The organism is Chryseobacterium sp. BIGb0232, assembly GCF_024810195.1.
GTDB lineage: Bacteria > Bacteroidota > Bacteroidia > Flavobacteriales > Weeksellaceae > Chryseobacterium > Chryseobacterium pennae.
On sequence record NZ_JANUEH010000008.1, the window covers coordinates 21938 to 34234 of the forward strand.

15 protein-coding genes are annotated in these 12297 nt (G+C 34.9%); 5 read left to right on the forward strand and 10 right to left on the reverse strand.

The window, feature by feature from the left end:
* Window positions 1–73: 73 nt before the first annotated feature.
* A complete protein-coding gene (locus M2372_RS16960) occupies window positions 74–580 on the reverse strand; it encodes a hypothetical protein (protein ID WP_148060752.1) in 507 nt (168 codons plus the stop codon).
* Between the two features lie 683 nt (window positions 581–1263).
* Between M2372_RS16960 and M2372_RS16965 the strand changes: the two genes are divergently transcribed.
* A complete protein-coding gene (locus tag M2372_RS16965) occupies window positions 1264–1509 on the forward strand; it encodes a hypothetical protein (RefSeq protein ID WP_123947268.1) in 246 nt (81 codons plus the stop codon).
* Between the two features lie 67 nt (window positions 1510–1576).
* Here the strand turns inward: M2372_RS16965 and M2372_RS16970 are convergent, their stop codons facing one another.
* The 5 genes from M2372_RS16970 to M2372_RS16990 all read right to left on the reverse strand — a co-directional run bounded on the left by M2372_RS16970 (window position 1577) and on the right by M2372_RS16990 (window position 6269).
* Entirely contained in the window at window positions 1577–1798 is a 222-nt protein-coding gene (locus M2372_RS16970; protein ID WP_045496073.1) for a hypothetical protein, read from the reverse strand.
* A gap of 95 nt (window positions 1799–1893) precedes the next feature.
* Complete coding sequence (locus M2372_RS16975; protein WP_185018798.1) at window positions 1894–3066, reverse strand: aspartyl protease family protein; 1173 nt, start codon at window positions 3064–3066, stop codon at window positions 1894–1896.
* A gap of 112 nt (window positions 3067–3178) precedes the next feature.
* A complete protein-coding gene (locus tag M2372_RS16980; RefSeq protein ID WP_228438523.1) occupies window positions 3179–4216 on the reverse strand; it encodes a peptidylprolyl isomerase in 1038 nt (345 codons plus the stop codon).
* Between the two features lie 81 nt (window positions 4217–4297).
* On the reverse strand, window positions 4298–4810 hold the full coding sequence (locus M2372_RS16985) for an FKBP-type peptidyl-prolyl cis-trans isomerase (RefSeq protein WP_123319412.1): 513 nt from the start codon (window positions 4808–4810) through the stop codon (window positions 4298–4300).
* Window positions 4811–5198: 388 nt separating this feature from the next.
* Entirely contained in the window at window positions 5199–6269 is a 1071-nt protein-coding gene (locus M2372_RS16990) for a branched-chain amino acid aminotransferase (protein ID WP_123319413.1), read from the reverse strand.
* Window positions 6270–6354: 85 nt separating this feature from the next.
* Between M2372_RS16990 and mnmD the strand changes: the two genes are divergently transcribed.
* Window positions 6355–7029: a tRNA (5-methylaminomethyl-2-thiouridine)(34)-methyltransferase MnmD gene (gene mnmD / locus M2372_RS16995; protein ID WP_123319414.1), complete on the forward strand. Its 675-nt coding sequence runs from the start codon at window positions 6355–6357 to the stop codon at window positions 7027–7029.
* A 106-nt stretch (window positions 7030–7135) separates the two neighbouring features.
* Entirely contained in the window at window positions 7136–7552 is a 417-nt protein-coding gene (locus tag M2372_RS17000; protein WP_115968990.1) for an NUDIX domain-containing protein, read from the forward strand.
* 28 nt (window positions 7553–7580) lie between these two features.
* Here M2372_RS17000 and M2372_RS17005 read toward each other — a convergent pair whose 3' ends face one another.
* Window positions 7581–8285, reverse strand: a complete 705-nt coding sequence (locus tag M2372_RS17005) for a DUF4294 domain-containing protein (protein ID WP_115968992.1) — start codon at window positions 8283–8285, stop codon at window positions 7581–7583.
* Window positions 8286–8336: 51 nt separating this feature from the next.
* Here M2372_RS17005 and M2372_RS17010 point away from each other — a divergent pair, with 51 nt between their 5' ends.
* Window positions 8337–9410: a M28 family peptidase gene (locus M2372_RS17010; protein ID WP_123319415.1), complete on the forward strand. Its 1074-nt coding sequence runs from the start codon at window positions 8337–8339 to the stop codon at window positions 9408–9410.
* A gap of 105 nt (window positions 9411–9515) precedes the next feature.
* Window positions 9516–10166, forward strand: a complete 651-nt coding sequence (rpe, locus tag M2372_RS17015) for a ribulose-phosphate 3-epimerase (protein ID WP_123319416.1) — start codon at window positions 9516–9518, stop codon at window positions 10164–10166.
* 234 nt (window positions 10167–10400) lie between these two features.
* On the opposite strand, the gene M2372_RS17020 is transcribed toward rpe, so the two are convergent.
* From M2372_RS17020 to M2372_RS17030, 3 genes are read right to left on the reverse strand one after another with little or no spacing between them, the layout of a single operon-like run.
* Complete coding sequence (locus M2372_RS17020) at window positions 10401–10877, reverse strand: DUF1772 domain-containing protein (protein WP_123319417.1); 477 nt, start codon at window positions 10875–10877, stop codon at window positions 10401–10403.
* Between the two features lie 38 nt (window positions 10878–10915).
* Complete coding sequence (locus M2372_RS17025; RefSeq protein ID WP_123319418.1) at window positions 10916–12013, reverse strand: DUF692 family multinuclear iron-containing protein; 1098 nt, start codon at window positions 12011–12013, stop codon at window positions 10916–10918.
* 3 nt (window positions 12014–12016) lie between these two features.
* Window positions 12017–12241 (reverse strand): hypothetical protein, encoded by a 225-nt coding sequence (locus tag M2372_RS17030; protein ID WP_123947269.1) that lies wholly within the window; start codon window positions 12239–12241, stop codon window positions 12017–12019.
* Window positions 12242–12297 lie beyond the last annotated feature (56 nt).

Sequence of the window (12297 nt, forward strand, 5' to 3'; positions counted from 1 at the left end):
CAAATAAAGATTTTAAAAATTATGGTCTGGATTTTTACAGGATGACAAACTAAATATTATTTAATGTAAGGGTCTAGCAACAGAAAGTATTTATTTTGTGCTTAATTCGATGTAGAAAATAATTCCAGGAATCTCTTACTCCACCTAATTCCCAATTGACATCAAACTTTCTTCCTTTTACTACATAATTAGGAAGCGAAATTTTTGAATGAAACATAGGTGGTTCTTTTTTCACTATAGCAAAATAATCAGGTTCAAAATTCGATTTCCTGTAATATTGAATTTCAATTATAGTTTCTTTTCGGCCCGCTTTGAAGATATATAATGTAATATCATAAAGATCATGATACTCCTTGCTTAAAATTTCAATTACTGAATCTAATCCTAGTACATCTTTATGTTTATTTATTTTATTCCGGGCTTTCCTTTGTTCAAAAAAATTTAGCCTTTCAAACTCATTGAAATCAGACACTATAAAAACAAAATCAGGAGATATCTTATTCCAACAATTCATCTTTGCCAATCGTTGAAGATTAACAATACAAATCTCAATATTATCTTTTAAGCTATCTTTGTTCACTTTTCCAAAATTAAACTTTTTTATAATTATCCCAGTGAGGAGGCCTAAAAACTGTGCTCTAAAAATTCAATAGAAACGGATTTTAATCCGTTCATATTATACATTAAATTTCATTGACTTTAGCTAAAACCTAGATCTAAGAATTTTACATTCAAAATCTATTTTTTCTTTGTTTAAGGAAATAAACAATATAAAACATTGAAGAACAATAAAATAAAACAAAATAATTCCAACTGTTAATCGTAGAATTATCACTTTGGCATGAAATTGGCATGTCCTTTTGTGAGAAAAAATTAAAAAAACACTAAGGATGAGAAAAAAGGTTTTCTGTGGATTTTCAGTTTTCCACTGATTCAAAGTTCATATCTCGTATATGAATCCTTTTTTTTTCTACGATGCCGTAAAAGATACGGGAACGTGATGAATTAGCCCTCTGGCCGATTTTTCACAGCAGACTTATGCGCCGTATCTAACTGGTATCAACAATAAACCCGTGAGTCATTTATTGATTCAAAAATGATTATTAAACCCGGACTTTAAAGCCCGGTATCATAATATTGAATAAAACGGCAAAGTCATCGCGAACCTTAGCCCAGTAAAGAAATATGCCTTTCTTTTTACCGTGATGATTTATACCTGATTTATTCTCAATTAATTAAAGTATAACCCTTAAAATGTTAGTAATGATGAGAGCCTTTTTTGAAATGATTTTTAAGAGAAATGAAGACGCTGCAAAAATGCATATCTGGAGCCTGTTATTGGTTTTAAGTTTTGCTGCCTTTTCTGTACTGGTATACAGTTCAAAACCAAGTTTAAACAGCTTAATAGTATATCTGACCGCCTTTGCCGCTTATATCGGCTTTGGTCTTGTATTCATCAGTTCCCTTGCGGGGACAGGAATGAATAAAAGATCCGGTAGAAACATATAACTTTTATTTCACTCTTTTACTGAAAAACCGCCCTTCTGGGGCGGTTTTTTCTATACAGTTTTATAAGTTATTCTTTAAAGATATCTTTCATCATCTTCTCAAGGAACTGAGTCGTTTCCTCTTCAACCATTTTTTCAGATTTTGCTACTAATTCTGCATGAAAGGGCTGGCAGCATGCCTTGATTCCAAATCCGTCATCTGTTTTTACAAATTCCGGATGTAAGTTATGTTCTTTACAAACTTCAGCCTCTATTTCCTGTTTTATTAAATCGTAATTAAGATCAAACATATTTTTTATTTTTATTCATTGGTGAGGGATAAAGATAGGAATAATTTACTTTCATAGAAAACCCGTATTTCCACAGTATTTCATTTCATACAGATCTAGGAATCAGCCTTTAAATACATTTTCTTTTTAAGGTTCACACTCATTACAACTCCGCCTCTCTTTATTTTCATATCAATAGCAGCAACATCCTTTTCTACCCTGTTCAGAAAATAATGACAAACGCCTTCTTTGTCAAGATTATCAAGGTTTATATTATTAATACTAATGATAGAATCTCCCACCATTAAAGGGAAATTTTCTTCCTGAAATACATAGGCAACAGTAGGTTTAGAATCTATAAAACGATACCCAAAACCAAAGGATTCCAATTTGTAAGAAGTTTCCTTAATTTGCTTCATATAAATCTTACGGCCTTCCCAATCCAGAACAAATACAAAGTTTTTCAAAAAATCATTTCCTATTAAGTTTGAACTTCCTGTTGCTACCATTGCCTTGTTAAACGTTTTATTTCCCACAGCGATATTAGAAGCCTTAAAAATATATCCGGACACAGGATTTCCGGCCCCAAAAGCCCCTACAGAACTGTTTCCGTAAACATCTATTTTCTCTGTTACTTTTTTGGAATTGTAGTTATTATTGGTAATTTTTATATTTCCTGAAGATCCAGTATCAAATGTGAAATTTATTTTCTGATCAAGAATACTGGCTTTTATAATAGGTGTTTTCTGATCTTTTACATCAAAAGGAATTATAATATCATAACCTGTAAGATCAAATCTTGAAAGATCCCGAGTTGCTTCCAATGAATTTTCATCATAGTTTATCCTCCAGAAAAGTTTAGCCATCTGATTAGAACCAAGAATTCCATCCACTTTAAAGCATTCGAATTCAGTTGCCTTAAGATCCATTACCATGACTCCAATATTTTTAAAAACCAGCTGATCTACAATCATTTCAGGTAATACCGTAAATATCTGATCCTGCTTATTTTTCTGCGAATCTTTCACACTGCTTTTATATTTCTTCTCAAGACCCAGATCTGTATAAACTGCCGTAGAAATAACAGTTGGAGCTCCGGTATCTAAAAGAAAATTATATATTTTTCCATTAATACTTACTTTTACAAAAGGTAAGTCTGTGGAATATTTTAAATTGATTTTTTCGACTGTCGACTTTAGCTGAACATCTCCGTTTTCAAAGAACTTCTTCCCTTGGGCAATAAGACTAAGATTGGAAAACATAAAAAGAGTATAGAAGATTTTTTTCATGAAACAGTTTTTACTAAAGTAGTCATTTTCAGAGTACAGACAAAACCATCTCATTAATACAAACAAAAAAGCCGCCCTTTTCGGGGCAGCTCTCATATCTTTAAAGATTCAATTATTTTACTTTTACAAGCTCAACATCGAAAACTAACCAAGAGTTTGGCGGAATAACTCCTCCTGCTCCTCTTTCTCCATAAGCCATTGCTGGCGGGATCAATAAAGTAGCAGTTTCACCTTCTTTCAATAATAGGATTCCTTCATCCCATCCTTTGATTACTCTCCCCATTCCGATTGGAATATCAATAGGTTCGTTTCTCTTAAATGAAGAATCGAATTCAGTTCCGTCTACTAATTTTCCTGCATAGTGTACAGAAACGTTATCACCTACCTTTGGTGCTTTACCATCGGCAGTTTTAGTGATTTTATAGTAAAGACCTGATTCAGTTTTTTGCATTCCGGCTTTTAGGTTTTCAACTAATTTTTCCTGGTTTGCTTTGAACTCTTCTTCTTTTTTCTTTTTTTCCGCTTCTTCTTTAGCAATGAAAGCTTTGTTATTTTCTGCGATTTTAGCCTTTCCTTCGTTGAAAGTTTTAGCTGCATCGTAGTTTTTATACTCGTCACCTTTACCGAAGATAGAAACTTTTTCTAAAACGATATCTGTTTTAGGTTTATCCTGAGCTCCTTTTTCAACATTAGCAATAGTGTCAATTACATCATTACCTTTTACCACTTTTCCGAAGATCGTGTGTCTTCCGTCTAACCAAGGAGTAGCTACTTCAGTGATGAAAAACTGAGAACCGTTTGTATTTGGCCCTGAGTTCGCCATAGAAAGAATACCTTTTCCTGTATGTTTAAGATCGTTTCTTTCATCTTCAAATTTATATCCAGGATCTCCCATCCCTGTTCCCTGAGGATCACCTCCCTGGATCATGAAATCTTTGATTACTCTGTGGAAAATAGTTCCGTCATAATAAGGAACTCCCTTAGCCTTAGCTTTGTTGTCGATTTTCCCTTCTGCAAGACCGATAAAGTTGGCTACAGTTACTGGTGCTTTCTTGTCCTCAAACTTCACAATCAGGTTACCTTTTGTAGTTTGAAGATTGGCATAAAGCCCGTCATTAAGACCTTCGTAAGTTTCTTTGTCTACGTTCATTTTTTTATAAATTGGGGTACAACTCATCAGCGAAACACTTGCCGCTGCCAGAATTATATTCTTGTTAAACAATTTCATGTATTATAAAGCTTTTAATTTTATGATTAATGGTATATCGTTGTCTATTTTCTTTTCGTCTCCAAAAGTTCCATAAGCCAAAGAAGACGGCACCAAAAGCGTCACTTCCTCTCCATCATGTATAAAACGCAAAGCATTTTCCACTGCTTTCAGTTCATCAAAATGCCCGAACTTGGCATCTCTTCTTTCAAAAGGCTGATCATAAATTTTGGTCTCATCAAAATCATACAGTTCATAAGAATAGGAAATCAGAGTATTATCTGCTCTTCTTTCTCTATAATCAAAACCATCAACCGTTACCCAATAATTAAGCTGTGTAGGATAAAATTTTATCGTTTGTCCACTAATCCAATCCTGAATCTGCCCCCTTTCAATGGTATTCAGATTTTTCATTCTGTTCTTAGAAACATCCAGATCTTTCTGGCTCAAAACACCTCCTACTGGAGGATGTGCCGTCTGTACATTTCTATTACAGCTCAACAGGCTTATGGCTGATATGAAGAGTATTTTTTTCATAAACTTTTGCGAAAATACACATTTTGTGAATCAATTACAAAAGCTTTAAACCATTAATGTAAATTATATAAAAACCTCCATTCCTATTTATGATTAAAATCCAATCACAAAAGATACAAAAGTTTTTAGACACTTAAGTCTTATAAATTAAAAGTATAACGTTGGCAAGAGCACTTAAGTTTAAAAAATGAAAGATTTTTTTGGTTGGGCCAGATCTCACTCAATTTATGAACAGTGATTACATACAAACATCTGTGCAAATCTGCGTCATCTGTGGTTAAAATCTACCTACATATACTCCAGTTTCTTAATTTGTGTGAATTTAAATCTATAGAATAATAAAAAAAGCCGGGTGATTCCCGGCTTATTATAATGTATTTAAATACTTTTAAACTGTTTCAAGAGCATGGTCTACAACCACTCTCCATCCGAATGGATCTTCAGCAAGATTATTTTGAAGGTCTACTAAATCTTTCTTAAGGATCGCTGCATAGCTTTCTTCATCTGATAATCTTGGAAGTGCTAATTTTTCACCCTCATATCCTAAAGCCTGGAATTGAGTGGTTACCACTGCTGTACCTACTCCCCATACTTCTTTAAGATCTCCGTTTTTCAAAGCTTCAATGACGGTTTTTACCGGGATTGGCTCAACTTTAACTTCGATTCCTCTTTTCTTAGCTAATTGAAGGAAGCTGTCTCTTGTAACTCCGTCAAGGATTTTCTCAGATGTAGGTGGTGTATAGATTGTATCGTTGATTCTAACAAATACATTCATAGTACCACTTTCTTCGAAATACTCATGCGTTGCATCATCAGTCCAGATGATTTGCTCATAACCTTCTTCAATAGCTAATTGAGTTGGATAGAAAGAAGCGGCATAGTTCCCCGCTGCTTTAGCAGAACCTACTCCACCGTTTGCTGCTCTTGAATAGTGATCAGAAATTTTTACAGAAACCGGTTCTGAATAATAGCTCTTTGCTGGTGTTGCTACGATAGCAAACATATATTTTTCAGAAACTCTTGCTTTCAAAGCTTCCTCTGTTGCGAAAATCAATGGTCTGATATATAAAGACATACCTTCTCCCTGAGGGATCCAGTCTCTGTCGATATCTACTAATGCTTTTAATCCGTCTAAAAACATTTCCTCAGTCACCTCAGGCATAGCAAGACGCTTCGCTGACTTGTTGATACGTTCAAAATTCTTTTCAGGCCTGAAAAGGAAAACCTGCCCATCTTTGTCTTTATAGGCTTTCATACCTTCAAAACAAGCTTGTCCATAGTTTACCCCCATCATGGCAGGTGTAAATGGTATTGGACCGTAAGGAACTAGTTTCACATCACCCCATTTTCCATTTTCATACTCACATATAATCATATGATCTATAAAGGTACCACCAAATGAAAAATTGTTAGGGTCAAATGTAGAAATTCTGGAGTTTTCAGTTTTTTGAATTATCATTTTTTAAAATTTTTACGATGTTCTACAAATTTAACATAATTTTCTAAATATAAAAATTTTAGAGTAAATTTGACAAAAAATTAGCTTGAAAAGAGAAATTAAGACTACAAACGACGGAAGCAAAACACTGTTTATTAATGATTTAAATGAAAATTATCATTCTCATCATGGTGCTCTTCAGGAAGCAGAACATGTGTTTATTAAAAATGGATTAAATTTAATAAATAATTATGAAATTAATATTTTAGAACTAGGTTTTGGAACAGGTTTGAATGTTTTAGTGACAATTAATGAATATTTAAAAACTGACAAAAATCATGTCATTAATTATTTTTCGCTCGAAAAATACCCCATAAATGAATCTGAAGTTAATGATTTAGCCTACTTTGAACTTTTTGATAACCCTGAGTTTAAAAATATTTATCAGAAAATTCATCTGGCAGATTGGGAAAAGTCAGTAGAAATCATTAGTGGATTCAACCTTAAAAAGATAGAATGTGACTTTTTTGATTTGAAGAACATTAATCTGCCTGAAATCAACCTTGTTTATTTCGACTGTTTCGGAGCAAGAGTACAGCCGGATCTTTGGGAAAAACCACTTTTCGAGTTAGTAGCTGACAAAATGGCCATTAACGGATTATTAACAACCTACTCTTCTAAAGGAAGTGTGAGGCGAATCCTTCAGGAGCTGAACTTTCAGGTCGAGAAGAAACAAGGACCTCCAGGGAAAAGGGAAATGATTAATGCAATCAAGCTTTAATCAAGTAAAAATGCATACCAGTGAAATTACATTTTCATCCTTTCATCAATATATGCCTCATAAAAATTCCTTACCTTAGCTATACAAAATATTATACATTATATATATGATAGACAAGATCAACATTAGAGTGTATGGCTGTGCAGTAAAAGATAAGAAAGTACTCACTTTATTTGAAGAATATGCCGGCGAACCTTTAGTGAAATTTCCGGGTGGCGGATTGGAATATGGTGAAGGAACATTAGAATGTCTCCATCGTGAATTTGATGAAGAACTGAATGTGAAAGTAGATATTGTAGAACACTTCTATACTCAGGAAAACTTTCTTGTTTCCCGTTTCAGAGAAAACGAACAGCTTCTTACCATATATTATATTGTAAACATTGTGGACGAGAACGAATTCCTTATTATGGATCCTTGCATTGAAAAAACGGAATGGATGGATATTGACAGGCCTGATAATCCTTTCCCCCTTCCTATTGATAAAATCGTATTTGATAAATTAAAAGAAAAATTCCTGTAAGCTCACTTACAGGAATTTTTTTATATTATTATTTCTTTACTTTAAAATCCGTTGCGCCCGGATAAGGTTTCAGATATCCTGAATTCCAGTTAGACTGCAGTAATGACTCTACAAATTCGTCTGTTCTGTTTTTATGGGGATCATATCGCTCTTTTAAATCAATATCAGCCATTTTCCCTTTCAGGTTCCACCAAAAGGCACTAAACCCGCCTCGCATCTCTTTAATGATTTCGTATACATTTTTACCGGTTGCTCTATTCATCAACTTCGCAAAAACCTGCCCTTCGGTAGTGGTAAGATCTCTCAACTGTTTTTCATATTGATCGGCAAGCATATTTTGTCTTTCTCTTACAAACTTTCTCTTGGCTTTATTATCCATGTCATTCATGTCTACCTGAATGTCTCTGTACTGCTGCAAAGCGGTTACAAATAGCGGATATACCCTGTATAACTTCTTATTTAAGAAATAGTAGTAATTCTTATCCAACTGATTATTAAACCTCGGCTTATTAACCAAAACCAATTCATCCATTACTACCACAGGCTCTCCGTTCACTTCATAGATCTTGACTTTCTGCTGCTCGTCGTAATAATATTTATTGCCAAATTCATCTACTTTCAAAGATTCAGCGGGGTATTGATTCAGTGGTTTTGCCACCACAGTATCGTTCTGTCCAAAAACACTGACTCCAAAAAAGAACATAAAAAGACAGACAATCTTACTAAAATTCATTATTTTTACACTTATAAGAACAAAAATTAAACGCAAAAATCATTCCTTTTTATGAAATTTGAAAAGAAATCTTTAAAATTTTTAGAGAAATATTTAAACACTTCATCTCCAACAGGTTACGAACACAAAGGACAAGAGGTTTGGATGGACTACATCAGACCTTATGTAGACAAGATTGAAGTGGATCATTATGGAACATGCTATGGAATCATTAATCCTGAGGCTGAATTTAAAGTAGTGATTGAAGCTCATGCGGATGAAATCTCATGGTATGTTAATTATATCACAGATGACGGACTGATTTATGTAATCAGAAACGGAGGCTCAGATCAGACGATTGCTCCATCAAAAGTAGTACACATTCACGGAGAAAACGGGATTGTAAAGGGAGTTTTCGGATGGCCGGCTATCCATACGAGAACAAACCAGAATGAACCAACTCCAAAAATTGAAAATATCTTCATCGACTGTGGAGCTACTTCTAAAAAGGAAGTGGAAGACATGGGAATTTTTGTAGGATGCATGATTACCTACCCCGATGAATTCTTCGAAATGAATGACAGGTATTTTGTCTGCAGAGCTCTTGACAACAGAATCGGAGGTTTCATGATCGCTGAAGTGGCAAGGCTTCTAAAGGAAAACAAAAAATCTATTCCATTCGGTCTTTATATCACCAACTCAGTACAGGAAGAAGTAGGTTTATATGGAGCAGATATGATTGCAGACACCATTAAACCTAATATTGCCATTGTAACTGATGTAACGCACGATACCACTACTCCAATGATCGAAAAGAAAAAAGAAGGAGATCAGAAATGTGGTGCAGGACCGGTAGTATTCTTTGCTCCAAGTGTTCACCATACCATCAGAGAACTGATTATTGACACAGCAAAAACAAAGAAAATTCCTTATCAGAGAGCAGCAGCCAGCAGAGCTACAGGGACAGATACTGATGCTTTTGCACATTCCAACGGCGGTGTACCAAGTGCTTTAATTTCCTTACCTTTGCGTTATATGCATACAACGGTAGAAATGGTATCTAAAGAAGACGTAGGAAATGTTATTAAGCTGATCTACGAAACAATTCTGAAGATTAAACCGGAAATGAAGCTGAAGTATCATTAAAGACATTAGATAACAGATATCAGACACTAGACATAACAACAGTACTCTAAATCTGATATCTGATGTCTAATATCTGAAATCTAAGTAAAAGTATAAAAAGTAAAAATGAAAACGAAGCTTATTGCTCCATCCCTTTTATCTGCAGACTTTGGGAACCTGCAAAGAGATATTGAAATGCTGAACAACTCTCAGGCCGACTGGTTCCATATTGACGTTATGGATGGTAGATTTGTACCTAACATTTCATTTGGTTTCCCGGTGATGAAAACCGTTCAGCAACATGCTAAAAAATTCGTGGATGTTCACCTGATGATCGTGGAACCTGAAAAATATGTTGATGAATTTATCAACCATGGCGCTGACCTTGTTTCTGTTCATTATGAAGCATGTACTCATCTTCACAGAACTATTCACCACATTCAAAGCAAAGGAGCTAAAGCAGGTGTTGTTTTGAACCCCTCCACTCCCGTTTTAATGCTTGAAGACATTATTGCTGATGTGGATCTTGTATTATTAATGAGTGTAAATCCAGGATTTGGAGGACAGAAATTCATTGAGAACACCTACAAAAAGATTGCTGAAACAAAAGATCTTATCCTGAGCAACAACTCTACAGCACTTATTCAGGTAGATGGTGGAGTAAATCTTGATAATGCTTCTAAGCTTTTTGAAGCAGGAGCTGATGTTTTGGTTGCCGGAAATGCAGTATTCTCTGCTGAGAGTCCGGAGAGAACCATTGAACTTTTGAAAATCTAATAAAAGATATAAGTTTTATATAGACAAAAGGCAGTTCTAATGGAGCTGCCTTTTTCAGTTTGAAATTGAGTCGTCCTGGTTATTAATTTTTTTTCAAAATTCTTTTAATGTTTAAATTCCTTCTTACTAACAACACAAAGATCAACATAAAATAGACATCGGTCAATCCGTAGAAATACGGAATTTATACTTGAGTGTTTCCACTTATTACAAGATTTTCTATACATCTTTATGTCATACACAGGCACAAACTACCAAAACGATACTTACCACAGAAAAAACAGTTCGTACGTTATTCAAGAAGTTCCATCTGGCTTCAAAATTTTCACGCATTTGTTTAATAGCTTCAACAGTAGAACCTGAAATATCAAATTGATCAAGCTGATCGTTCATAGGAACATTCCCAACTACCGTAACTCCGAAAACACCTATCAGATAAGCCAATGTAGCCAATAAAAGAAAAATAAAAACAGGTTGTTCCCCACGCAGAAAAAAGGTAGACACAGGAAGAAGAATAGCCGTTCCCATAAAGCTAAGGAAAAATACCGGATTAAGAATTTCACGGTTGATGCTCTGCATAGCCTTCAGATATTCCACATCAGACAATTTTCCCAGTCCCAGGACTACAGAACAGGAGTAAGCGTAGAAAAGTCCGGCAATGAGAGCCATAAGCACAGCTGTGAAGATTAACAATACTATGGTCATTTTCATATAATTTGGTTTGTGATTATTAGCTTCTTATCAGGGGATTAATAGGGATTCCATTTTTTAATGATATTCCGGGCCGTAATAATCATTTCCGGGTCCCATTTTTCTGTTTTGAAATATTGAAATGCATGATGATTAAAAGATTCAGGTTCAACATTATCAAACAGTAATTTTGTGAGTAACGTCTGCTCTTCGTGTAGAATCCTATCTTCCAAAGGATGTTCCGGGAATTGTATTTCTTTCCTGTTTCGGTTCTCCTTATTTTGGGTCTGCCAATCTGATGAATCGATCAGCATTTTGACCTTTGCAAAATCATCCAGAAAACTTTTCTTTTTTTCTTCCGTATTGATTGTATGACCGAGCCGTTCAATAATTATATATTCCAGATTTCTGCATTGAGATAAGACTGAAGGCAATACGGACAAAATATCTTCAGGAATTACATCATCATGGGAATCTCTCCGTACCCGCTTTTTTCCATAGGCACTTTCCTGCCAGCTTCCTCCTGAAAGATGAATCTCTTTAACCTTATCGAGTGGGTATAGTTTAATAATATCCTGCATCTCTACTTTAAAATTACAGGACTGACAATAGATATTGTGAAGATCAAGAATCAGGAACCCATCAGTATCATCTGTCAGCTTGTCAAGAAATACACCCTGCTCCAATACATCATCCAATGAGAATGAGAATGCAAGGTTTTCTATTCCTACCGGAACCTGTACAGCATCCTGTAATCTGTAAAGCCTGTCTTTACCTATCGCTAGTGTTTTTGAATGCAAAGAGACAGGCAGCGGTACTCCCTGATGAAAGTTTTCGGTATTCATGAAACCGAAATGTTCCGTAATATGGTTGTATTTTCTTTTACGAAACTCTTCTTTTAGTTTTTGCAGCCAAAGTTCCTGCCTTTCGGTCCATCGGGCATCAAATAGAGAGTAATACACTCCATGACCGATCAGACGATTATTTTCTGAGTAAAAATTAAGCAGATCACTCAACCAATCCGGTTCTTCTGTATTGTAGAATGTATCAAATGACCATTCAAGCACTTCAATAGAATTGCTTTGTAATAAAGGCAGAACAGCAGACAGAAATTCTGCTTCTGCCATCATAGACAGCCCTAACAGAGGTTTTCCCATAACCTATCCCATTCCACAAGCCGGGCAAGAAAACCCGTTAAGTTTAATGGTATCTTTTTTAACAATGGCTTTAGGAGTAGTCGGATTAGGTTTTTCCGGACTTTCAGAAGCCGGTGCTACTTTTCTAACTTTCTTCACTGGCTTTTTAGTTTTTGAAACAGGTTTTGTAGTTTGTGCAGAAACTCCTGCTGCCAATAAACTCGCCATTAATAACGTTGGAATTTTCATAATCTCTTTTTTTAAAAATTTACAATAAACGTTCCATTTTTAAAAATACAACAATA